15 protein-coding genes, 1 pseudogene and 1 riboswitch are annotated in these 22,571 nt (G+C 68.6%); of the genes and pseudogenes, 7 read left to right on the plus strand and 9 right to left on the minus strand.

Features of this window, described 5'->3' with window-relative positions; translation table 11 throughout:
- Positions 1 to 315 precede the first annotated feature (315 nt).
- Both trmB and AC3EQ1_RS28870 read left to right on the plus strand, forming a co-directional pair.
- Complete coding sequence (trmB, locus tag AC3EQ1_RS28865; RefSeq protein WP_432097269.1) at positions 316 to 1,188, plus strand: tRNA (guanosine(46)-N7)-methyltransferase TrmB; 873 nt, start codon at positions 316 to 318, stop codon at positions 1,186 to 1,188.
- Between the two features lie 54 nt (positions 1,189 to 1,242).
- Positions 1,243 to 2,733 carry a PrsW family intramembrane metalloprotease gene (locus tag AC3EQ1_RS28870; RefSeq protein WP_432097270.1) on the plus strand — a complete coding sequence of 497 codons (1,491 nt, stop codon included), beginning with the start codon at positions 1,243 to 1,245 and terminating at the stop codon, positions 2,731 to 2,733.
- Between the two features lie 135 nt (positions 2,734 to 2,868).
- On the opposite strand, the gene AC3EQ1_RS28875 is transcribed toward AC3EQ1_RS28870, so the two are convergent.
- The 3 genes from AC3EQ1_RS28875 to AC3EQ1_RS28885 all read right to left on the minus strand — a co-directional run bounded on the left by AC3EQ1_RS28875 (position 2,869) and on the right by AC3EQ1_RS28885 (position 6,759).
- On the minus strand, positions 2,869 to 3,810 hold the full coding sequence (locus AC3EQ1_RS28875) for an aldo/keto reductase (RefSeq protein WP_432097271.1): 942 nt from the start codon (positions 3,808 to 3,810) through the stop codon (positions 2,869 to 2,871).
- Positions 3,811 to 3,995: 185 nt separating this feature from the next.
- Positions 3,996 to 5,060, minus strand: a complete 1,065-nt coding sequence (locus tag AC3EQ1_RS28880) for a M23 family metallopeptidase (RefSeq protein ID WP_432097272.1) — start codon at positions 5,058 to 5,060, stop codon at positions 3,996 to 3,998.
- Between the two features lie 11 nt (positions 5,061 to 5,071).
- A riboswitch (cyclic di-AMP (ydaO/yuaA leader) is annotated at positions 5,072 to 5,213 on the minus strand.
- A 280-nt stretch (positions 5,214 to 5,493) separates the two neighbouring features.
- Entirely contained in the window at positions 5,494 to 6,759 is a 1,266-nt protein-coding gene (locus AC3EQ1_RS28885; protein WP_432097290.1) for a PP2C family protein-serine/threonine phosphatase, read from the minus strand.
- A gap of 192 nt (positions 6,760 to 6,951) precedes the next feature.
- Between AC3EQ1_RS28885 and AC3EQ1_RS28890 the strand changes: the two genes are divergently transcribed.
- On the plus strand, positions 6,952 to 8,334 hold the full coding sequence (locus tag AC3EQ1_RS28890; RefSeq protein ID WP_432097273.1) for a hypothetical protein: 1,383 nt from the start codon (positions 6,952 to 6,954) through the stop codon (positions 8,332 to 8,334).
- A gap of 58 nt (positions 8,335 to 8,392) precedes the next feature.
- Here AC3EQ1_RS28890 and AC3EQ1_RS28895 read toward each other — a convergent pair whose 3' ends face one another.
- The 3 genes from AC3EQ1_RS28895 to AC3EQ1_RS28905 all read right to left on the minus strand — a co-directional run bounded on the left by AC3EQ1_RS28895 (position 8,393) and on the right by AC3EQ1_RS28905 (position 10,904).
- Positions 8,393 to 8,593: a hypothetical protein gene (locus AC3EQ1_RS28895; protein ID WP_432097274.1), complete on the minus strand. Its 201-nt coding sequence runs from the start codon at positions 8,591 to 8,593 to the stop codon at positions 8,393 to 8,395.
- 123 nt (positions 8,594 to 8,716) lie between these two features.
- Positions 8,717 to 9,964 carry a cytochrome P450 family protein gene (locus AC3EQ1_RS28900; protein WP_432097275.1) on the minus strand — a complete coding sequence of 416 codons (1,248 nt, stop codon included), beginning with the start codon at positions 9,962 to 9,964 and terminating at the stop codon, positions 8,717 to 8,719.
- 271 nt (positions 9,965 to 10,235) lie between these two features.
- A complete protein-coding gene (locus tag AC3EQ1_RS28905; RefSeq protein WP_432097276.1) occupies positions 10,236 to 10,904 on the minus strand; it encodes a DUF5919 domain-containing protein in 669 nt (222 codons plus the stop codon).
- Between the two features lie 179 nt (positions 10,905 to 11,083).
- Between AC3EQ1_RS28905 and AC3EQ1_RS28910 the strand changes: the two genes are divergently transcribed.
- The 4 genes and pseudogenes from AC3EQ1_RS28910 to AC3EQ1_RS28925 all read left to right on the plus strand — a co-directional run bounded on the left by AC3EQ1_RS28910 (position 11,084) and on the right by AC3EQ1_RS28925 (position 18,603).
- The gene (locus AC3EQ1_RS28910) at positions 11,084 to 11,305 is read left to right on the plus strand and encodes a hypothetical protein (protein ID WP_432097277.1); all 222 of its coding nucleotides are present in this window, start codon (positions 11,084 to 11,086) and stop codon (positions 11,303 to 11,305) included.
- Between the two features lie 2,474 nt (positions 11,306 to 13,779).
- A pseudogene (locus tag AC3EQ1_RS28915) lies at positions 13,780 to 14,928 on the plus strand (SpoIIE family protein phosphatase); the annotation flags it as partial.
- Between the two features lie 791 nt (positions 14,929 to 15,719).
- Positions 15,720 to 16,544, plus strand: coding sequence for an SLATT domain-containing protein (locus AC3EQ1_RS28920; protein ID WP_432097278.1), 825 nt, complete (start codon positions 15,720 to 15,722; stop codon positions 16,542 to 16,544).
- 1,141 nt (positions 16,545 to 17,685) lie between these two features.
- On the plus strand, positions 17,686 to 18,603 hold the full coding sequence (locus tag AC3EQ1_RS28925; RefSeq protein WP_432097279.1) for a hypothetical protein: 918 nt from the start codon (positions 17,686 to 17,688) through the stop codon (positions 18,601 to 18,603).
- 173 nt (positions 18,604 to 18,776) lie between these two features.
- On the opposite strand, the gene AC3EQ1_RS28930 is transcribed toward AC3EQ1_RS28925, so the two are convergent.
- The 3 genes from AC3EQ1_RS28930 to AC3EQ1_RS28940 form a co-directional block, all read right to left on the minus strand.
- Entirely contained in the window at positions 18,777 to 20,366 is a 1,590-nt protein-coding gene (locus AC3EQ1_RS28930; RefSeq protein ID WP_432097280.1) for a hypothetical protein, read from the minus strand.
- 370 nt (positions 20,367 to 20,736) lie between these two features.
- Complete coding sequence (locus AC3EQ1_RS28935; protein ID WP_432097281.1) at positions 20,737 to 21,147, minus strand: hypothetical protein; 411 nt, start codon at positions 21,145 to 21,147, stop codon at positions 20,737 to 20,739.
- A gap of 379 nt (positions 21,148 to 21,526) precedes the next feature.
- Positions 21,527 to 22,570: a serine hydrolase domain-containing protein gene (locus AC3EQ1_RS28940; protein ID WP_432097282.1), complete on the minus strand. Its 1,044-nt coding sequence runs from the start codon at positions 22,568 to 22,570 to the stop codon at positions 21,527 to 21,529.
- Between the last annotated feature and the right edge of the window lies 1 nt (position 22,571).

The raw sequence follows: 22,571 nt of genomic DNA on the forward strand, positions 1-22,571 counted from the left end.
CCGGAACCCCCACCCCTGCGGCCCCGTCCCCTCCCGCCGGTGGCCACCTCCAGGGGCATCGACTGCCACTCGGTGGCCTGCACCGCGATCCCGGTCCTAGCGTCGTTGGCCCGCCCCGCCGGCCTTGGCACTTCCGCCGGTGGCCCCTCCTGCCGGTGAACCACATCTGCGGCCCGGCCTCTGCCGTCGGACCGCATCCGCGTCCCCCGCCCCCGACGGGTCGGTGGGGCTTTCTGGAGGTCCGACCTGGGGGCTGGGGTGGTGGTGCCCGGGGGGACGGGAGGGGGGTGGGGCGATCGTAGAATCGGAGGCACTGTGCTTGAGTCCGACAACACTCCCGTGTCCGCCGGTGGCGGCCCGCAGGGCGCCTCCGGCCGCCCCGCCGTGCCCGGAAGCCCCGACGAAGCCCCGGCCGGGGGCGGTGGAGCAGCCGTCGCCGGGCAGCGTCGGCTGCACTTCCCGGAGGGGCCCGCCGCGGACCCGGCCGGGTCGCACCACGAGCGCCGGATCCGGAGCTTCCGGCCCCGGCGCGGGCGGGTGACCACCGGGCAGGGCGAGGCGCTGCGGCGGCTGTGGTCGACCTGGGGCCTCGACATCGACGGCCGGGAGAAGCTGGACCTCGGTGCGCTCTTCGGGGACCCCGCCATGCCCGTCGTGCTGGAGATCGGCTTCGGGATGGGCGAGGCCACGGCGCAGATGGCCACCGCCGACCCCGGCACCGGCATTCTCGCCGCGGATGTGCACACCCCCGGTCAGGGCAATCTGCTGAGCCTGGCCGAGCGGAACGGGCTGGCCAACGTCCGGGTCGCCAACGGTGACGCGATCATCCTGCTCCGCGAGATGATCGAGCCCGCCGCACTGGCCGGGCTGCGGGTGTACTTCCCCGACCCCTGGCCCAAGAAGCGCCACCAGAAGCGGCGGCTGATCCAGCCCGAGTTCATCGAGCTGGCCGTGACCAGGCTGAAGCCCGGCGCGCTGGTGCACTGCGCGACGGACTGGGAGCCGTACGCGGAGCAGATGCTCGAGGTGCTCTCGGCCAGCAGTGAGCTGGAGAACACACAGCCCGACGGCGGGTACGCCCCCCGCCCCGCATTCGAAGGCCCCAACGGCCGGCCGCTGACGAAATTCGAGGGTGCGGGTCTCAACAAGGGGCACGTCGTGCACGATCTGTTGTTCGTCCGCCGCTGAGCGTCCTGGCGATAGTTCGTCGCGCCCGCTCCGCGGCGTGGTTAGGGTCGACAGGTGTATCCGTCCCCGCACCCGCCGCAGCAGCCGCCGGTCCCGGCCTATGAACCGCATCCGCAGTTCGCCGCCGTGCCGGACCGGAAGCAGTGGCGCTACCGCCCGGGCCGAGGGCTGCGGCACAGCAAGGCCTTCCGCCTCGGCACGCTGATATCCCTGCTCGTGCTCTCGGGTCTCGTCATTCTCGCCCTGGTGCGGGAACAGACCGGGACCGAGGGCTTTCTCGTCGGTCTCGGGCTGGCCGTGCTGCCCGTCCCGCTGCTGATCGGCGCCTTCCGCTGGCTCGACCGGGTGGAACCGGAACCCTGGCGGAACCTGGCGTTCGCGTTCGCCTGGGGCGCCTGCGCCGCGACCCTGGTGGCGATCCTCGCCAACGGTTTCGCGACCCAGTGGCTGGTGGCGCGGATGGTGAGTTCGTCCAGCGAGGCCGACACCTGGGGGGCCACGCTCATCGCGCCCGTGGTGGAGGAGAGCGCCAAGGGGGCCGCGCTGCTGCTGCTCTTCATCTTCCGCAGACGGGACTTCGACGGCATCGTCGACGGCGTGGTCATCGCCGGGATCACGGCGACGGGCTTCGCCTTCACCGAGAACATCCTCTATCTCGGCAACGCCTTCGGTGAGGACCAGGCCGTGGGCTCGTCCGGCTTCCAGTCGGTCACGGCCGCGACGTTCTTCATCCGGATCGTGCTGTCGCCGTTCGCGCACCCGCTGTTCACCGCGCTGACCGGTATCGGCTTCGGCATCGCGTCGCTCGCCGCGCAGCGCCAGCGCGCCCGGCGCGTTCTGCTGCCGCTGGCCGGTCTGCTGACCGCGATCGTGCTGCACGCCGTCTGGAACGGCTCGGCCACCGTCGGCGGCTACGGCTTCATCGCCGTCTACGGGATGTTCATGGTGCCGGTGTTCGGGCTGCTGACCTGGCTGGTGATCTGGTCGCGCAGCAGTGAGCTCAGGACGGTCCGCAGCCATCTGCCGGCCTATGTGGCGGCGGGCTGGCTGGCGCCGGCCGAGCCGCACGCGCTGTCCTCCATGAAGGCGCGGTCGATCGCCCGGACCGTGGCGCGCCGCACCCACGGCGCGGCGGGACGCCGGATGGTCGTCGAGTACCAGGTCTGCGCGACGGCCCTGGCGTTCCTGCGGCAGCGCGCCCACCGGGGAGCGGCGGGCACGGACTTCGTCGCCCGGGAACAGGAGCTGCTGCACCATCTCTGGCAGCGCAAGGACATGGCGCAGCCCGCGCTGGCCCACGCGGCGCGCATGACGGCACCGGCCTGGACCGGGCCCGCGCCGCAGCCGTGGACACCGCCGCCGCCCGGGTACGGATACGGGCCGCCGGGCGGGACGCAGCCGTCCGGCCGGCCGTATCCGCGGCAGGGCCAGGGGTACGGGCAGGCGCCGGCTCAGGGGTACGGGCAGGGCCAGGGGCCGTACGGGCAGGCCGCGGGTCCGTACGGGCCGCCGCACGGACCCGGCAACCGCCCGTACGGCCCCTGAGGGCGGTCGCAGCCCTCGGACCCCCGGTACGGAGCCGTCGGGCAGGGCACTCCGGTTCACTGCGGAGCTCCCGGGCTGCGGCAGCCCGCGCCCGGCCGTGCTGAAGGTGGCGGTCCGGGACGATCAGGAGCTCCGTCAGGCGGAGGCCGTCGTCAGAGCCGCGAGTTCGTGCTCGTCCAGCCGGAGGCCGGCGCCCGCCAGCAGGGTGCCGAGCTGCTGCACCGTGCGGGCGCTGGCCAGCGGTGCCGCCACGGTGGGCTGGGCGGCGAGCCAGGCCAGGGCGACCGCGGCCGGCTCGGCTCCCCGCGCGGTCGCGACCCGGTCGAGGGCGGCCAGGACACGTTCGCCGCGCTCGGTGCCCTGGTACTCCGCCGCCCGGCCCGCGCGGGCGCTGTCCACCGTGGTGCCCGGCCGGTACTTGCCGGTGAGGAAGCCGGCGGCGAGCGCGAAGTAGGGCACGGCGCCCAGGCCGTGCCGGGCGGCGACCTCGGCGAGCGGGCCTTCGTAGGTGTGGCGGGAGACCAGGTTGTAGTGCGGCTGGAGGGCCACGTACCGCGCCAGGCCCTCCCGTTCGGAGCAGAGCAGCGCCTCCTCCAGCCGCTCCGGGGTGATATTGGACGCGGCGATCTGCCGGACCTTGCCCTCCCGGACGAGCGCGTCCAGGGCGGTGAGGAACTCCTCGACGGGGAGGCCGGGGTCGTCGTAGTGCGTGTAGTAGAGGTCGACGTAGTCGGTGCGGAGGCGGCGCAGCGACTGCTCGGCCGCTTCCTTGACGGTCTTCGCGGAGAGCCCCTTGTAGTCGGGGTGCGCCCCCACCTTCGTCGCGATCACGACGTCCGCGCGGTTGCCGCGGGCCGCCATCCAGTTGCCGAGGACCGTCTCGGACTCGCCGCCGACGTGGCCCGGCACCCAGGCGGAATAGGCGTCGGCGGTGTCCACGAAGTTGCCGCCGGCCGCGGTGTACGCGTCGAGAACGGCGAAGGACTCCGCCTCGTCCGCGGTCCAGCCGAAGACATTGCCGCCGAGGCAGAGCGGGGAGACGGTCAGGTCGCCGAGGGACTTGCGCTGGTCAGCCATATCAGGCGTCAACTGGGGGGCGGCGGGGGCTATTCCGTCGGCAGCTGCGGTACGGCGGAGGCTGCTGCCGTACCGCGGGCGGTTGCGCCGGGGCGCCGCGGACAGGCCGACAGCCCTGGTGTCGGGGGGACGTCACCAGGGCTGTCGGAGGCTGCGGCGGCGGGCGCCGGTGGCGGGAGCGGCCGTCAGATGGAGAGGCCGCGGTCCCGCAGCCAGGAGGCCGGGTCGATCGGGGAGCCGCCGTCGGGACGGACCTCGAGGTGGAGGTGGGGACCGGTGACGTTGCCGGTGGCGCCGACGCGGCCGATGGTCTCGCCCGTGGTCACCTTGCCGGAGGTCTTCGTCATCGAGGAGAGGTGGCAGTACCAGACCTCGGTGCCGTCGTCGAGGGTGAGCACGATCCGGTAGCCGTACGCCCCGGCCCAGCCGGCCTGGGTGATGGTGCCGCCGTGGACCGCCTTGGCGGGGGTGCCGGTGGGGGCCGCGAAGTCCTGGCCGGTGTGGTCGTTGGACCAGAGGTCGCCGGCCTGGCCGAAGCTGGAGGTGAGGGTGTAGGAGGAGACCGGGACGGTGAACTGCTTGGCGAGCTTCGCCAGCCGCTCGGCCTCGGCCTTCTCACGGGCCTCCCGGGCCGCCTCCTCCGCCGCCTTCTTCTTCGCGGCGGCGGCCTCGGCCTTCTTCCGCTCGGCCTGCTCGGCGGCCCTCTCCGCGGCGGCCTTCTCGGCGGCCTTCTCCGCGGCCTCGCGCTCGGCCTTCTCGGCGGCGCTCTGCTGCTGCTCGGCCTGGCGCATGATGCGGGCGCGCAGCGCCTCGCCCGCGCCGGTGCCGTCGGCGGCCTCGTCGGCGGTGAGCCCGGCGTCACTCAGCGGGGCGGCGGAGGCGACGGCGACCGGGGCCTGCTCCGCGTCGTCCGCGACCAGGGAGCCGATGCCGGGCAGGGACGCGGCGTCGGGAAGCTTCTCCGAGACGGAGGAGAGGTCCGGCATGGAGATGGAGACCGGCGGCTTCTCCTGCGCGCTGGCCATGCCACCCGCGCCGACCGCGGCGAAGACGCCCACGCCGAGGACGGCGCCGCTACGGGCCATGCCGCCACCGCGCTGCTTGACGACGCGGTGCCGGCCGCGCACCGGGGCGACGGATTCCTCGGTCGGATTCCACTCACCCGCCGCGGCCGGGGGTTCCTCACCGAATCCGGGATCGAAACTCTGGGGTGTGTACGGGGATTCGGGGGCAGGCCTGTTGGACGCCACGCGGGCGCACTCCTTTCCTTCCTTCTCGCCTACCGGGTTAGCTGACGGGTTCGGAGCAGGAAGGTCTCCTACGGACCCCTCTGGGAGAGACGCCCGATTCACCCCAAGGTGTTGGTTCCCCGGTTCCCTGGGTGCAGGTGGTGCAGGTGGAGCTGGTGTGTCCGGTGGTGCAGGCCCTGCGGGGTGGTGCTGTGTGTGCGGGATTCGGCGATGGCGCACGGTGCCGTCTCTTGTGACGGCTGGGACGACCGCGCTGCGTTATCGAACGTTAATAGGGCCGGGGCCGGATTCCAAGCGGTTCTCGTTGATCGTTAACAGATTGGAGTAGGATCAATCCGGACATGTGCCGCCCAATAGGGGCGAGTTGAGCGGGCCCGCGAAACACGTTCCGGCTGATCGTGCGTCACTTGTTATGCGAAGTGATGCATTCCGGTCACGGACCGTAGGGTGCCGGGGCGGCGGCCCTGCCCTCGTCCGGACCACGGGTCAGCCCCACGGTCCTCCGGCGCTCCGGCTGCCGCCGCCCCGGCCGGCTGACCGCCAGCAGCGCCATGTCGTCCGCCGGCTCGCCCCCGGTGTGCCGGGCCACGTCCTCGACGAGCGCGTCGAGGAGGGCGTCGGGCCCGGGGAACAGCCGGCCGTCGAGCCGCTTCGCCGGGTCGTAGAAGACCCCCTTCTCGTCCCGGGCCTCGGTCACCCCGTCGGTGAACAGCAGCAGGGTCGAACCGCGCGGGAAGTCGAAGGTGTCGACCTGCTCCGGCCAGGCCCCCAGATCCCCCATCCCGAGCGGCAGCGAGGCCACCCCCGGCTCGACCCCGCACACCGAGCCGTCGGCGGAGAGCAGCAGCGGCGCCGGGTGGCCGCGGTTGAGGACGCGCAGCGTGCCCTCGGGCGGCGCCCCGTCGGTGGCGGAGGGGCGCGCGGCGCCCACCTCCGCCAGCACCGCGGTGGTGAAGCCCTCGAACCGGTCCAGGTCCTCGCCCCGCGCCTCGCGGGCCAGCGCCCGCTCCAGCCGGGCGGCGACCTCCACCAGATCCGGTTCCTCCTCGGCCGCCTCCCGGAAGGCACCGATGACCACGGCGACCGCCGCGACGGCCCCCAGCCCCTTCCCCCGGACGTCGCCCACGATCAGGCGGACCCCGTGCGGGGTCTGCTGGACGGCGTAGAGGTCCCCGCCGATCCGGGCGTCGGCCAGCGCCGCCTCGTACCGGGCGGCGACCTGGAAGCCGCCGATGCGTTCGTCGGGCGTCGGCAGGACGGCGAGCTGGACCGCCTCGGCGATGCTGCGGGCCGACGCCAGCTGCCGGTCCCCGCGCCGCACCACCCGGTTGATGAACAGCGCGAGCAGGGCGACGGTCAGCACGGTGACCAGCTCCGTCACCGACTCGATGTCGCCCGCGTCGCCGTTGTAGAGGTGCAGGGCGACGACCGCTCCCCCGGCGGCGATCCCCGCGGCAGCCGTGGCCCGCAGCGAGAAGAACGGCGCGGCCACCAGCGGCGCGGCCGAGAAGAAGGGGGAGCCGGTGAACCGGGCCGGCGTCGAGAGGTCGAAGGTCAGCCCGCCGATGATCAGCAGCGCGGGCATCCAGCGGGCGACGCGGGACCGGCCGGCGGAGCGGTTCTCGTCGTCGCGTTCGCCCGGAGCCCGGTCCGTGCCGCGGAGCCTGCGGCCCGTGCGGCCAGATCCCCCGACTCGCATCCCCACCTCGTGTCTCCTACCGTCCATGGCGCGGGAGCGGTACGGCACCGCCCCCTCAGGCTCTCCGGTGACCGGCCGGACGGCGAATCGGCGTACGCCACGTGATGGACACCGGCCCACCCCATTCCCTGCCGCTATATCCGATATGCCTGAATAGCCCATTATTCCGCCTTTGGGGTTAGCGTCGTAAGTATGAAGAGCGCAGTACGCCGCGCGGCCTGCTGGCCGGTGCTGGCGCTGGTGGCCGCCGCTCTCGTGCTGGTGGCCGTGATGGCTCCCGGCGCCCGGGCCGCGGACGGACTGGACAGCGCCGCCGCGGCCCTGAAACAGGGCCCCGTCTACGTCGATCCCCGGGCCGCGTCCCAGCTGCCTCCCGCGGACGCCGACGCCCTGGCGGACAAGATCAAGAAGGCGGACAAGCCGGTCTTCGTCGCCGTGCTCCCCGCCACCTCCGAGTTCCCCCCGTCGACGCTGCTCCAGGACCTGCGGACCAAGACCGGCATCACCGGTGTCTACGCGGTCGCGCTGGGCGACCGGTTCGACGCCGGCGCCGACTCCTCCGTGATGTCGCGCAACACGGTCGACAACCTCACCGGCGCCGCGGCCCGCTCCGGCGACGGCAACGTCAAGGCCACGGTCACCGGCTTCGTCGACCAGGCCGTCGAGCAGGCGAACGGTCACGCCCCCGACTCGTGGAGCGGTGGCTCGAACACCGACACGGGCACCTCGACCGGCTACAACAAGGTCGGCGGCGCGGGCCTGGCGGTCACTTTCGGCATCCTCCTCGCGGTCGCCGGCGCCACCGTGTTCCTGGTGTCCCGCCGCGGGAAGAAGCGCCGGACCGAGCGGGAGCGGGCGCAGCTGGCCACGCTCCGTCCGGTGGTCGACGAGGACATCACCGCGTTCGGCGAGGAGCTCGAACGGATCGACTTCGCCCCCTCCGCCCCGGCGACGGACGACGCGATGCGCGAGGACTACGCCCGCGCCCTGGACTGCTACGACCGGGCGAAGCGCGCCATGGACGGCGCCCGGCGGCCGGACGACGTCCGGGGCGTGACCCAGGCGCTGGACGACGGGCGGTTCGCGCTGACCACGCTGGAGGCCCGACGGGACGGGAACCCGCTCCCGGACCGCCGTCCGCCGTGCTTCTTCGATCCGCGCCACGGCCCCTCGGTCCAGGACGTGCAGTGGGCGCCCGAGGGCGCGGGCGAGCGGAGCGTGCCGGTGTGCGCCGCGGACGCCGCCCGCATCGCGGACGGCGAGGAGCCGATGGGCCGCACGGTGGACACCCCCTCCGGCCGGCGGCCGTACTGGGAGGCCGGGCCGCTCTACAGCCCGTGGGCCTACGGCTACTTCGGCGGCGGCATCCTCCCCGGGCTGCTGGCGGGCACGCTGCTGGGCAGCATGCTCAACGCGCCGTACGCGTACGGGGCGGACGGCCTCGGTGACGGCTGGAGCGGCGGCGACTACTCCGGAGGCGACTTCAACTCGGGCGACTTCGGCGGCGGCTTCGGCGGGGACGGCGGAGGCTTCGGCGGCTTCGGGGGCGGCGATTTCGGTGGGGGAGGGTTCTGAGCGCGTCGCGTGAGGTCCGGGGCCGCCGACGCGCGACCCACCCCGGCCCCTCGGCAGCTCAATCCGTCGGAAGCGGTGCGCCGCAGGCCTCGCAGCGCACCACGCCGGCCCGCTCGTTCATCCGCCCGCACTCGGTGCAGACCCGGTGCAGCAGACAGGCGGCTTCCCCGCCCTCTTCCCGGACGGCCGGCCGCGGCCGCTCCGGCTGCTCCGGACCGGGCCCGGTCGCCGCCCGCGCCTCGTCGTCCATGGCTGCCATGGGGCCATGAAACGGCACCCGGGCACGCCCCGGCAACGGCCGCGGGGCGCCCCGGTGGACACGGTCCGTACGCGAACACGGTCCGTACGCGCAGGCCGGTCGGCCCACCGGGCCCGCAGCCGGTCAGCCGCCCACCGGAACCGCCGACGTCAGCCGGACGGGAAGGCTCCGGTGGCCGTTGGAGATGAACGACTCCACCGGCTCCAGGGCGTCCGCCGGGACGGCCAACGCCAGATCCGGGAAGCGGGAGAAGAGGGCGGGCAGCGCGATCTCCGCCTCCAGCCGGGCCAGCGGCGCCCCCAGGCAGTGGTGCGCGCCGTACCCGAAGGCGAGGTGCTCCTTGTCCGCCCGGGTGGCGTCGAAGCGGTCCGCGTCCGGTCCGTGCGAGACGGGGTTGCGCCCCGCCGCGGCGTAGGCGGCGAGGATCGCGTCCCCCTTGCGGAGGGTCACCCCGCCGGCGTCGATGTCCTCCACGGCGTACCGCAGCGGCAGGCTCGCCACCGGGGCCTCGACGCGCATCGTCTCCTCGATCACATCGCTCCAGCTCGCCCCGCCCGCGCGGACCAGTGCAAGCTGGTCGGGACGGGTGAGCAACGCGTTGATCGCGTTGTCGAGCAGGTTGACGGTGGTCTCGTGCCCGGCGCTGATCATCAGCAGCAGGGTGTCGACGAGCTCGGCCTCGGTCAGCCGCGAGCCGTCCTCCTCCCGCGCCGCGATCAGCACGCTGGTCAGGTCGTCGCCGGGCTCCTTCCGCTTGACCGCCACGAGCCCGGCGAGGACGGTGCGCACGCTCTGGAAGGTCGCCGCCGCCTCCTCCGCCGTCGCCGCGGTGTTGAAGATGCTGTCCACCAGGCGGCGGAGCTCCGCACGCATCACCGGATCGGAGAGGCCGAAGAGCTCGGAGATCACCTGGATCGGGATCGGATAGCAGTACGCCTCGCGCAGGTCGACGGTGTCTCCCGGGCGGGTGGCGGCGAGCCCGTCGAGCAGCTCGGCGGTCATCGCCTCGATCCTGGGCCGCAGGGCGGCGGTGCGGCGCGCGGTGAAGGCGGCGGAGACCAGCTTCCGGAGCCGCCGGTGCTCGGCCCCGTAGGCGGTGAACATGTTCGTCACCGCGACCCAGGTGAACAGCGGCCACTCGGGGGTGATCTCCCCGTTGATCCACAGCGGCCAGTGCCGGCGCGGATCCTTCGAGACCCGCGGGTCGGTCAGCAGCTCCTTGAGAACACTGTGCTCACTCACCGCCCACGCCCGGATCCCGCCGGGGAGCTCCACCGGGGCCACCGGGCCCTGTTCCCGGATCCTGGCCGCCTCGCCGTGGATGTCACGGCCGGAGGGATCTATGACGACGGGGCACGACTGGTGCTGCATCCGGTCTCCAGGGGGTGTCGCCGGCCGGCTCCCCGAGTCCGGGTCCCGTACGGAGGCGGAACGGCGCGGAGCGGTACGGGCTGAGGGGGCGGGCTCGGGCAAGGGCGGTACGAACGGGGGTCGGGCACCGTGGGCGCGAACCCATGGAATCCCCAACTGCCTTACCCAGAACACCAGTTCTCTATCCGGAGCACGCTCCGCCGGATCGGTTCCACGGGAGAGGGAGGGCACCGTCCGCAGCGCTCACAGGCTATTGGCGGCACCTACGTGTTCAGGACCACACGGGGCGGCCCGTCTCCCACAACGCCTCCACATGGGAGGCGAACCGGTCGTACAGTCCGTCGTCGCCCAGCCGCCGGAGATGCAGCATCGGCGACTCGTGCCCCAGCAGGTTCGCGATGTGTGGCGTCACCAGCATCTCGTCGTCGAACATGAACACACTCAGCGAGATGTGCTGGTCGCTGAAGCGGGCCGCGACCCCGGGCGCCTCCCTGATCTTCTCCAGGGCGTCCAGCGTGATGCGGATCCGCGTGCCCACGGTGAGCGGTACCGCCTCCGCCTCCTCACGCCTGCGCGTGACCTCCGCGTCGGGATCGCCCACGAGGAAGCGCACCGAACAGCCGTCCTCACCCTTGCGCTTCAGCCGCTCCCCGAGCCGCGGATGCTCCTGCCAGACGAAGTAGTTGGTGTAGCCGGCGAAGCAGATGCGTTCCGAGGCACCGTCAATGAGCGCTGCCCACACGGACGTCGGACAGGCGTTCCGGTAGGGGTAGGCGGAGACGATCTCCCGGTCCGCGCCGAGCTTCATGGTGGACCTGAGCGCTTTGGGCCACAGCACGTCCGCACTCACTCCCAACGCCGCCCCGACCGCCTCCCTCGTCTGCGGGTGCGGGACGCGGGCAGGGTCGGACAGCCACCGCTCGGCCGTCTTGCAGGTCACTCCGACTGTACGGGCGAGCCGTCCGACGGTCATGCCGGCTCCGGCCATAGCGTCGCGCAGCGCGGCATTCAAAGTGCTCCCCAGGGGCATTCGGGCTTTCTGGGACGGTAACCCGAAGCGGCCCGAGCGTCCCCGCCATATGCGTAGAAACGTCCCCCGTTCAGGGCCAAGTTGACGACATGGCTGACAATACCGACCAACCCCAGGCGTCCCCCTCCCGCGCGGCCCTGCGCCGCTTCATGGCCTCCCGCGACGGAATGGTCCGCGGCATGAAGGAGAGAAGCGACCCCCAGGGCGTGTACACCGCGCACCTCGCCCCGGGCTCCATGGAGTACCCGCCCTGCCGATGCCCGCGCTGCGGTCCGCCGGACTCCGGCCGACAGGAACGGCGCCGCACCTGAGACAGGGGCCGTCGGCGGCTGATCCCCCTCGCCGCCGACGGTCCGCGAATCACCGCACACGCGGCTCCCGCCGCTGCGTTGCCATGCCCGAACGCAAAGGAGCGCTCATGAGTGACTACAAGGAGTACAGCGACAAGACAGAGATCGAGGTCTCTCCGGCCGGCAGTCGGCTGAGACAGCCGTCCGCAGGCCTTCGATCGAACAAGGGCCCTGTCTCCCAGGAGGTAACTCCCGGGAGACAGGGCCCTGTCTCGGGTAGGCCGTGTGGGACTCGAACCCACAACCAATGGATTAAAAGTCCTGGCCAGGGGCGGGTGGGTGGTGCCGGACCATGTTGTTCCATCCGGGGCAGCCTTCTCGGGCAGGCCAAAGAGCGCCGCGTGATCCCGACGAATCCGGGCTGTGCCGGAACATCCGCTCACGCATCGCTCACGCACAGATGGTGCCGCGGTCCACGGTCGACGTCGATGCAGCGAGACACCCCACCGCATGAATCCAGCGTGTGGAACTTAGCGATTCCACTGATCACGCCGGCACCGTCGGCTGCAACCGGTCCGCGGAGACCCGGAGGACGTAGCGGGTTGCCTCGTTTTCCTGGCTCGTCCAGGGTGCGGCGCGCCCACTCCTCAACTCCTCTCATGTGCCTCCCGATGTGCGAGCACTACCCGCCACCGCCCTACCTGGAACTGATAGACAGTCCGAACGCGCCCCGTTGGCCCTTGCCTGCTTCAACACGGAACGCTGACCGCCCCTCGGCTGCGATGGAGGGCCTGGCAAGCTCGCTGAAAGCGAGGTCTCGCTCGGAAACACATCTGAGAGCGCCACTTGGCAGGTGCCACAGGTGGTAGCCCAAGCGCTCCTCAGACCGCATTCCGGGGAGTGGGATGCGGACTGACTGCCGACTAGGCGGAGGGCGACGTTGTCGCAGGCACTGATGATCAGCACGAGGTGATCAAAGCGAGGGGAGGTGTTCAAGCGCCCGTGGGGCGATGGCACTGGTCAGGCAGTTCCTACATCCTCACCTGAGCATCAGAAAGAGACTGGTCACTGATGCCCCAAGGGTCATAGTGCCCGCGAAGGCGATGCCCCCACGGCTGATCGAGGTGGGCACTGTGCGCCCTTCCCAGCGAGCAAGAGCCACCGCCGCACCGGCCACCCCCACGGCCAGAAGGGTGATCGCCACGAGGGTGACGAGGAGTAGTCCAGCTTGCGTGAGATGCATGCCCAGTCTCCGTTTTCGATTCGTACGTCGGCTTCTCGCTTGAGGGTGAGTACACGATCCCGCTGCGCTGTGGCTGGTCGTGCCGCTTGGATGTTGTTCTGGCGACAACGGCGGGTTGTCGCGGAACAACTTGGGAGTAGCGATGGGGGAGAGGCAGAAGCGCCCGGGGCGTCCCTGGTCGGCGCCCAAGGGAGCCAGTGTTGAAGCCAACGCGCTGGTGCGCATGGTTCGGTCGTGGATCGACGAAGCGGGACTGAGTGTTCGTGGCGTCCACGGTCGCTTGACCGTGGAACATTTTGAGGGAGGGAAGGTCCCAGACCTCCGCCGCTTACGCATTCACTTGTCAGGAGAAGACCTGAGTTGGGACGCGATCGAGGCCGTCGCAGATGTGTGCTTTCCGGATGAGTCGGGCGAGCAAGCGCTGGGCCGAGTAAGCAAGGCTCGAGCCCTCTGGGACGAGGCGAACGACACCCCGACCTTGGTCGGCATAGACGGTCACGCGGCGGTTTCGCCCCGCGAACTCATTGAAGAGAAAGAACGCACGATCCAGGTCTACAGGGATCTTGTGCGGGCACGCCAGGCATACGAGACGAGCGAGCAAGGGCGTCAGCAGGCCCTGAGGATCGCTTCGATGCTGTTCCTTGTCCTTGGCCAGGTGCAGGCCAAGGCGGCAGAGTTGTCGCGGCGCATCGATGCGCTCATGGGCGTCAGCTTGACTTCACCGGACCAGACGCATGCGCTTCAGCCGCAGCTTGAACGTGCCAGAGGCCAAGAGCTTCGCCTGAGCGCCCAGCTTGAACGTGCAGTACGGCAGCGTGACGAAGCCCAACGCATTGCTGACCTGGCTGCCCGCCGTGTGCAGACTCTGGAGGCATACCTGTTGGAGATCGGCCAACAGCCGATGGCGGGCGATGCCGGAGTCCTGCCTACTACCCCCTCAGACGCCGTGGCTCCCGGAGTGCGGGGTGAGGACAGGGCCCTCGAACAGATCGACGAGATCCTGGCACGGACGGACTATGCCTTGGACCGCGAACAGGAGGCCGTGCAGGACGCCGCAGACGAATTGGCCGTCGCCTCGGAGCACGGGGGCCTCTCCGGAGCACAGGTCATCTCCGGGAACGTGCTCCCCCGACCCAGGCCACTCGAAGAAGAGACCAACACCGAGTTGTTCCGAACAACCGTGAACAACCCTTACGAGCAGAGCGGAAGCAAGGCTACCGGGCAGCGCGATTCCCGCTCAGACGAGATCGTCGCGGAGCTGCGTGAGAAGCTCGCGCTTGTCGAGCAGGACCAACGCGCGACCGCCGTCACTCTCCAGCGCTCCCTGCTACCCCAAGAGCTGGAGCAGCCTGATGACCTGCTCATAGCCGCCGCCTTCCAGCCTGGCAGCACGGAGGCCGGGGTCGGCGGCGACTGGTACGACGCCATCGCCCTAGGTGCCGGTCGCACTGCGTTCGTCGTTGGAGACGTGGTGGGCCGCGGGGTCCGTGCCGTCGCGATCACGGGCCAGCTTCGCGCTGCAGTCCGGGCATATGCCCAGCTGGACCTGTCGCCGCACGAGGTTCTCCAACTGCTCGACGGTCTCGCCGCCGAAATCGCCGCCAGTCAGATTGCCACCTGCCTGTATGCCGTCCACGCCCCGAGCGAGGGACAACTCATTTATGCTTCCGCCGGGCACTTGCCGATCCTGATCCGCGACACCGACGGCACTGTGCGCACGGCCGCCGAACCCACCGGCCCGCCACTGGGCACCGGTGGCTGGCCGTACTCCTCTGGCGCCATCAACCTCGGCCCTGGCTCCACTGCCGTCCTCTATACGGACGGCCTGGTCGAACGCCACGGTGAGGACATCTACGAAGGGGTGGCTGTACTGAAGCAGGCCCTCGGTGGCGCCCAGGGCACTCCCGACGTCATCTGCGACCGGCTCGTGCGGACCCTGGGTGCTGATGCCGACCATGACGACGATATCGCCGTGATGGTCCTCCAGCGCCCCACCCGCACCGGCGCGGACGCCGAGCTCTTCCATGACGCAGCCCTGGACCTCCTCGGCGGCATGGAGACGGCCCCGCGCGCCAGAGTCTTCGCCCAGGGCGTGCTTTCGTCCTGGCGCCTCCCCGTCGATGTATACGACTCCGGCGTCCTGGCCGTCAGCGAGCTGGTGACAAACGCCCTCCTGCACGGCACCCCGCCCATGTGCCTCCGGATGCGTCGCACCGACCGCCGGCTGGTCATCGAGGTGACGGACGGGGACGACCACCTGCCGCGTCGGCGGCGGGCCGGGCAAGATGACGAGGCTGGCCGCGGCATGTTGGTCATCGCCACGATTGCCTCGTCCTGGGGGGCACGCCGCACCTCGGTCGGCGGCAAAGCTGTCTGGTGTGAGCTGTCCTTGAGTTCCTAGAACAGGTCACACCAGAAAGCTCTTTCGGATCTTCCCGACAGACTGCCTGCGTTGCCCAGGAGGAGGGAAGCAACAGCTCCTGGTCATCCCGGGCACTGCAGAGCGAAGCGAAGTGTGGCGGGGGCGGCAGCAGGTTCACGGCATTATCTGTCCACTACAGGGCAGCACGCACCATTCCCAGTAAGCCCGCTCACACGCTGGTTCCTTGCTGCGTGGTTGAGATCCTGCGCTGAGTCTCGAATACTTCCGCGAGGAGCCAGAGGCAATGCGGTCACGCGTGTCCATGTCCCAGGCTGACCATCGTCGGAATCTCCTCCCGGCCGGCGCCGGTTCCGCTCAGGGCACTCCGGCGACTCCCCCTCCTCCCCCGGGGCATGACGAGCACCTCAGCGCCGAAGAGATCTCGCCGCTTATGTGGCTGGATCCGGTAGCCAAGCGTCTTCGGCAGCGGGCTGCAACTAACCTTGGCGTTCGCCGTACTGCTGGGAACGTTGCAGTTCGGCCAACGAAGCTGACGACCTGATCACTAACTAACGGGGAAGGTCTTGGAAGCCGCCTATCCGATTCTCGCTGCTGTCGGCGTGGGCTCATTGATCACGCTTGCCGGTGTTTCCGGTGGAGTGTTCCTTGTTATTGCGTTCCAGCGAAGCGCTCGTCCGGTGCAGCACGAGGGGGATTCCGGCGTCCTGCCAGGCGGCGTAATGGCGGATGCATCGGCGAGCCGCAGTCAGGGCCCTATGCCCGATCCGCCCCCCGCGGTTCAACCCCTATGGAGAGAAAGGTTAGGGACGATGGAGGTCGCTCCACAGGACACGGCGGAACGGGTGGATCGCCTAATTGGACACAGAAAGGGCATAGCTGAAATCCGGGTCGCCTTACGGATCAGGACCGCCCAGACAGTAATCCGTTGGCTATCCGGCGCCCTTGCTGTCACCCTACTCTTCACCTTTATCGTCGCGAACGTGGCCGTTGGATGGTCAGCAATCGCCTTAGCAAACAAGATCGCCATCCCGATCTTCGCCCTCAGTGCCGGGACCTTCTGGGTGATCCGTTCCATAGAAGAGCGCGCAGAGGGCCACTACGAAAAGACGGCGCGCGAGCTAAAGATCGAACTTGAAGCGGCAGAAGAACTGCGCCTCCTGGACGCCGCTCGCCTCGGACTCCCGGTCCCAGACCGCCAATACTCGTACAAGGACTCAATCCCGGCGGAGCTTGAAGGTCTTCGCAAAGACGGGAGGAAATATCGGAGGAAGCACAACGTCGCCCAATCCGTCATCATTGTCGGGTCACTGGGTGCAACGTCCGTCTCTGCCCTCGCCGACACGCCGCCTCCCCTCAAGTACTGGGCTATGGGCATCACGTTCGCCGTAGGTGCAGCAGCAGCCTTCACTGGCTACTACAAGTGGCGCGAGCGAGCCTTCTACCTCCAACAGACGGCGGACGACATCGAACGCCATGCTACGGCTTTCGACTTGGGTATCTACCCCTATGACGAGGGTGAGGAGCACTTCAGGCTGGCCAAGCTCGCCAAGGAGATCGAACTCCTACGAGTCGAGCAGCGCAAGCGCGAGCAGCAGCTTGACCAGCCACACGAAGGGAGCGCCGAAGTTGTCTAGGGCATCTCACAGGTTAGTGGGATTCACCATCAGTCGCTGGCTACTCGCCCCTGTCACGACCTGGCGCGCTCTCCGTATGACCAGGCAGCATCCAGGCTTAGATCCACAGACGGCGTGGATGGTCGCGCGCCTTGCGGCACATCCAGATGAGAAGGGCCTGGCTCGTGCGCATTGGTTGAAGATCCGAGCTGATCGAACCGCCAACATCCCGGGAGTCCCTGGGCATTCGTGACAGCAGTGGAATTCCCGGTTGTGGCAGCGAGCACGCTCGCTGTAGCCCCCTATTCGCCAGTTAGCTGGGATTCAACAGTCGACGCGCGGCATTCATGACAACTTCGTCGCACGTCCGACCGAGCCAGTAGCCGGCTTCCCGGGAGGCGTTGACCGTACGGAAGCCCGCGTTCTCGTAGGCGAATGCCGACCTTGTCGGGGCGAGGCGCTTGAGCCAGACCATGCGTAAGTTGGTGATGAGGAAGGCGAGTTGAGGGTCAGGCGCGTGGCCCGGGTGCCGCGTCCTGGCCAGGGGCGGGTGGATGGTGCCGGACCATGTTCCTCCATCCGGAGCAGCCTTCTCCGACAGGCCAAACAGTGCCGCGTGATCCCTCCGAAACCAGGCCGTGCCGGAACGTCCGCTCACGCACGGACAGCGCTGCGGTCCACGATCGACGTTGATCCGGCGAGACACCCCATCGGACGAATCCGGTGTGTGGAACACAGCCATTCCACCGATGCAGGCGCGGACGGTGTGGCAGCGGCTGGGCGAGGAGCCGGCCGATCGCCGCGTGACCATCCTTCACCGGCCGGGAGAGGAGATGCTGCTCGACGGCTACCTCCAGACCCGGTGTGTCGAGCTGGCGAGGCACCTCGAGGACCTGGCACTGAGCGTGGGTGAGCAGTGTCGGGCTCCCCGAGCCACGCTCGCTCTCGCCATCGACCTCCTGTCACAGCTGCCCGTGACCGGCACGGCGATCAGGTGGTGCTCCATGCGCTGGCCAGGCGCAAGCGTGACAGGAAGCAGGCCATGCGCGTGCTTGAAGGGGTCCTTTCAGAATGACCGTTCGTGCGCAGGGATCTACGTGGCCAGCGGTTCTCCGAGAATGCGGATGCGCAATATGGGTCACGCAGAGGAACATCGTGCCCCATGAATGAGATCCGAATCGAGGCCGTCTACCAAGCCTCCAGCGAGCCAACCGTCGGCCGCATGTGCGACATCGACCCCGCTCTCGCGGCTCAGCCTCTCACAACCACGGTCGGCGCCTTCGATGTGACACTCGCGTTCCCGAGATTCGAAGGTCAGTTCCCCGCAGAGGGGTACGTCAGCTGGTCGGGCGACGATGTCAGCGCGCCGGTGGCGCTGGGCCCGGCATACTTCACTGCACACACCGTGTTCGCGCTGGCCTCGGGCCTTGATGACCGCGCCCTCCGCGCAGAGCTGAAGGCCGCGATCGCGGCCATCAGATTCGCTGCCGCACGCCTGTCTGACGCTCTGCGGGTCGAGCAGCCGAGCGTGGGCATGGTCGGGCATATCCCGACGGTGCTATCACTCACGGCGACGGACATCACCCAAGGTCTGGAGTTGAGGCTTCCTGAACCGCTCAATCCCGGATACCCCATTGTCAGGGGCTTGCCAGCGCTCACCATAGATGCCGCCACGAGCGCGCTGCACGACGGTGTCTCGCCGGCACGAGCGCTACTCTCGCAGGCCCGGTATCTGACACAGTCGACCAACAGCCCACAGCCAGGGATGGCGATCTTGCTGGCTGCGGTGGCGGCAGAGACCTATGCCAAGGAGTCACTCAAGTCTTGCCGGCCTCCCGGCTCCACGCCCAGCCTACGGTCACTCCAACGAATCCACGGCACTGCCGTCGACCTCTACGGTCCGGTTGCGAAAGCAATAATGGGCCGTTCCCTTGAAGACGACGACCCCGCGCTCTGGTCGGACCTCGGATCGCTCTTCAACACTCGAAATAAAATGGCTCATTGGCTGAAGACTCCTGTACATCAAAAAGCGCAACAACTGGTCGTCACTGCGATGCAGGCCATGGACTGGCTTGGATAAACGTGGCCCTTCGATTCCGCCGGAACAGGGTGCGCCCATGCTGTGGATCGTAAGGCGAAGGTCGTCCTCGCGCCCCGGCTCGCACATAGGCGAGCCTGAATTATGCAGCGAGGTGGCGTCGTTCCTGTCGCATGCCTAAATGAGGGCGCCGAGCAGGCCCGTAGCCTCGGATTTCACCACAGGTCTACGACGTCAAGACCAGCGTCGTCCTGTTCTTCATTTTGAGCACGGTGCCGGTCCGCCCAAATTGCTAGTCTGCGGCTGATCTTGTCGATGTGGGATCGAGCACCGTCGATTTCCTTGGCATCCCAGCCCTCGCGCCGGACGAGACTGTCACCCCCCTCGTATGTGGGGACAGCCGCCATGTTGCGTACGGCCTGGTTAAGGTTCTCCACGCTTCTTGCCACCGTCGACCATTGGGCCCGTGCCGCGGGAAGGCCCACGGCCGCTGTGGCCAGCGCTTCACCATTGTATGTGTGGCGAATCAGTGCGTCCGTCAGCTCACGGTAGCTGCCATTAGTCGTACGTACTGCCTCGCCATTCTCATCTACCTCGTGCAGTGGCCCACCACGACGGCCAGCGCGAACGACCTCGTAAGCCTGAATGATCCCGCGCCGCTGGGAGAGCATCGCCCTCAACACTCCGACTGTGCTACGGCTGTCTTCGGCGCGAGCTGCTCCTGATCCTTCCGTTTGCAGTGCCATGGTGTCGGCGGTAACCATGTAGTAGGCGGCTTTCACCGCGAGTTCGGTCTGTGCCACACCGAGCCTGCCTCCCGCACCGAGTCCTTCCGCCGCTTCCTTCAAGGCCGCGTCCCGCAAGTCTTCAAGCGACGTGCTGCCGCCGGCTGCTCCCTCCAATAGCTTGTCAGAAGGCAGCTCGGCGATCTCCGGGATCCGATAGGCCCGCTGTAGCACAGCGCGCCGGGGCCGGACGTGTGGGAGAACGTCGTTCTTCTCGGTCCGGACCGGGCGAAGGATCAGTTCGACAGCGATGTCGACGCGATCTTCTCGCTTAGGCCGTTGCTTCGCAGTCAGGGAGCGGATTCCTGCGTTAACTCGTCGTGTGGTGCCGTTTCCACCGCCGAGCAATGCTTTGACGATCTCCATTGCGCGTACATCTCGGTATCGACTGAAGCCTTCTGCGACTGCGTCCTTTTCGGTGATCACACCAGCGAACCAGCGCTTCTCCTGCAATGTGATTCGAGCTGGTCGACTCCGAGTGGGCTCGACCAGCGAGTCGAGAACAGCGTCACCCTTAGCCTCATTTTCCACTGCTGACCCGTACGGCTTTGGTGGCCGGATGTGAGTTAGCCCAATGAAGTTTCGGACTGCAGTGTGGAAGCGGACATCAGATCCGGAATCTGGGGTGAATCCCACCACCACGCGTGCAGGAACGGTAAGTGCGCGCATTTTCCCTTGCTCCGCTGGGCTGAGCTTCTCCCAGCCCTGCCTCTGAGAAAGGCGAAGCCATCGATTGATCTCTCGCCTGAACGCGCGGGCATCGCGTCCCCATTGATATGCGATTACCGATGGGGCATAGCCGAGCAGCTCATGCACAGCACTAATCCGGCTGGACCCATCAGCGGTGATCAGCAGTGCGGTGGGGCGATGCGCGGCACTTTCGTGATCAACGGTCATGGGAACTACAGTCAGAGGTTGGAGAACGCCTTCGATCGCGATGTCCTCGTCGAGAGGATTCTCTTTGACTAGGCGTTGCTCGGCTTCCTCCAGGCGCTGCGCCAGTACGTCAGGATGCTGCACCCGGAGCCGAAGCTCGGGACCGCCCCCCGTGGCAGACTCTGGCTCCGGAGCGGCTGCTGCGCCGCCTCCCAGGGCGTAGCTCCGGCGGCCGTACTCACGAGGGTTTGCGGGGTGCGGAACCACTGAGGCTGACCACAGGCGCGTTTCGACTATGTGTAGCGTTCCGCCCTGTACCCGCAGCTTGTTGATGTCTGCGAGCTTGCGTCGCATGTCTTCGGGCTGCACAGCCGCCCGGGCTAGGACCTCAACTGCTTCCTCGCTCAGCCCTCTTCCGAACAATGCGGTGGCGAGTTTGTCGACCGCACTGGCACGGGGTAGAGCGTAGGGGTCAGGCTGCCACCCCAAACCGTCACCAGCGTCTACGGTGACCTCATCGGTCATTGGTGGCCTCCGCGATCTTGTGTGCGAGGTGTAGTGCGCGATACATCCGCACCTGGTGGGGGGCTCCGACCGGAGTGCTGTCGTCCAACTCAGCAGAAAGCTGTGCGACGCAGGCGCTTAGCGCCGCGCGGACCTGATACCAACTTTCGGAGGTCAGCGGAACCGCAAACAACCGCTCCCCGTGGAGCCTCACGATCGCGCAGTGCAGTTCATGGTCCGCGATTTCCGTCCAGTGGGCGGTCAATCGCCCCAGAGTGACGCAGGTGTGTTGGGACGTAGGGGTGTCGGCCGGGGTTGCGGCACGACATTCCTCGGCTGCTTGCTGCAGCACTCCGACGACCAAGGTCACTTCTTCCTGGTCGAGGTCAATGGCGATGGTCAGGGCGTCGTCAATAGGCACGGGGAGTGCTCCGGCGTAAGGCCGATGCCCACGGGCATCGTCGCGTTCGTGCTGCATGGCGCGGGGTGCGCCAAGCAGAGCGAGAGCGCGGACAAGGTGCCTGCCGCAGACCTCCACCCGTGTCCGCCTGCGGAAAGATCATCCCGAGACATCTGGTGCAGTTCGGACCACACATTGTCCGACCCGGCAGCGATGGAGGTGCCCGAAGCTGAGGGAGTACGGCCAGGGCGACCGCTGCCCGTTCAACCAAGGACAACCTGGATGAGGGGAAGCGTGCACCCACAATGTGGGAGACCCGAACAAGTCGCTGCGACGTAGCGTATCCATCTCATCACATGGCGTGCAACGCCTTCATGTGGTACTCGCTCAATCGTGCGGATCACCCGAAGATTTGGTATCGGAAGGCGTTGCGGATGTCAGTCAACGGTTCCCGGTCGCGGGTGTAGTAGAGCTTGTTGGTCAGCAGCACTGCCCATGTTCCCGTCTTGGGTGACAGCCACATACCGGTGCCGGTGAAGCCGTAGTGGACGTAGATGCGGTCGCCTGGGTCGGTGCCGGGTGCGGGGTGCCAGAAGAGGCCGCGTACGGGTTCGAGCGCGCCGGTGTGAACGGTCAGGGACTCCTCGACCCAGTTCGGTCCGAATCCTGGGGTGGTGGGGGTAGTGCTGGGGTCGAGCATGTACCGCAGGAAGCGGGCGAGGTCTTCCAAGACAGAGAAGGTGCCGGCGATGCCGCAGACGCCGCCGAGGAGGCGGGCGGAGAAGTCGTGTGCGACGCCCTTGAGGTGGTGGCTGGTGTCCTGGTCGAGCTCGGTGGGTGCACAGCGGGCAGCCAGTTCGTGGGGCAGCGGGCCGAAGCGCGTCTGGTTCATGCCCAACGGGTGCCAGACACGGCTTTCGGCGAGCTGGTCGAGGCTCTCGCCGGAGAGGTGTTCTGCGAGGTAGCCGAGGATGAGGGCTGCTCGGTCGGTGTATTCGACGGCTTCGCCGGGCGGGCGGTTCAGGGCTTCCTGGAGGACTCCGGCGCGGATGGCGGCGGGGTCGGTGCCGTAGAGGTTCTTCAGCTGGGCCCGCAGCGGGATTCCGGCGGTGTGGGTCAGTAGCTGCCGTGCGGTGATCTGGCTGAGGGGGTGGCCGGCGACCTCGGGCCAGAAGGTGCCGAGGGGCTGGTCGAGCGGGAGCCGGCCGTCCTCCCAGAGAGCCCCGATGGTGGCCCAGACGGCGACGATCTTGGTGAGGCTGGCGATGTCGAAGACCGTGTCCGGTCTCATGCGGGTATCCGGCTCAGTGGGGTCCAGGACGCCTGTTGTGCCACCTGCCGTCATTCCGGCGGCGTCGCCGGTGGCCCACACCGCGCCGGGATAGATCTTGTTGCGGACACCGTCTCCCACGAGCCGTTTGATCCGATCGGTGCTGTCTGCCATG

This window comes from Streptomyces sp. bgisy100 (assembly GCF_057709105.1).